The sequence below is a fragment of the Ruegeria sp. CE12 genome, from assembly GCF_056537525.1.
In genome coordinates this window covers 1-711 of record NZ_JBQFRS010000070.1, presented here as the reverse complement: position 1 = coordinate 711, position 711 = coordinate 1, and the positions used below count along the sequence as shown (strand labels likewise).

Here is a 711-nt window from a genome sequence, read left to right as displayed (position 1 = left end):
GGCACTTGATAGACCAAAATCTGATCCACACTGAGCGGCGTTTCAGGGATGCGGTGGCGCGTTTGGATGACAGTGGCCTCCGTGGTTTTCTCGGTCACGGCCACGCCTGCGGTTTTCTCGAAAAAGCGGCGGATTGAAACGGCATTGGTCGTGTCATCCGCACCTTGGTCGATGACTTTGAACACATCATCGGGGGTCAAGCAGGCGGCAGAAACCTGCACGCCGCCCGTGCCCCACCCATAGGGCATTGGCATTTCGCGACTTGCGAAGGGCACCTGATAGCCTGGAATGGCCACCCCCTTCAGAATAGCGCGGCGGATCATCCGCTTGGTCTGTTCATCGAGATAGGCAAAATTATAGCTCATTCTGCAGCCTCCCGTGGGCCTGTAGATGCCATCATCGCCTCGGCGCGCAGGCGGCGGATCAGCTCCAATTCAGATTGGAAATCCACATAATGGGGCAATTTGATATGTTCGAGAAACCCAGTTGCTTGCACATTATCAGAATGGGACAGGACAAACTCTGCGTCTTGCGCGGGCGCGCCCACATCATCCTCACCCAATTCCTCCCATCGCAAGGCGCGATCCACGAGGGCCATGGAAATCGCTTTGCGTTCGGATTGCCCAAAGACCAAACCATAACCGCGGGTGAATTGCGGCGGCTCGGTCTTGCTGCCTGTGAATTGGTTCACGTTTTCACATTCGCTGACCG

2 protein-coding genes are annotated in these 711 nt (G+C 56.3%); both read right to left on the bottom strand.

All coding sequences use genetic code 11. The features are described from left to right. Positions 1–365 (bottom strand): alpha-D-ribose 1-methylphosphonate 5-phosphate C-P-lyase PhnJ (locus ACR0IO_RS23200; protein ID WP_480745224.1); only part of this gene is annotated, 365 nt, incomplete at its 3' end. After that, positions 362–711, bottom strand: a 350-nt coding sequence (locus ACR0IO_RS23195) for a carbon-phosphorus lyase complex subunit PhnI (protein WP_480745222.1), incomplete at its 5' end; no start/stop codon positions are given. The genes ACR0IO_RS23195 and ACR0IO_RS23200, both read right to left, overlap by 4 nt.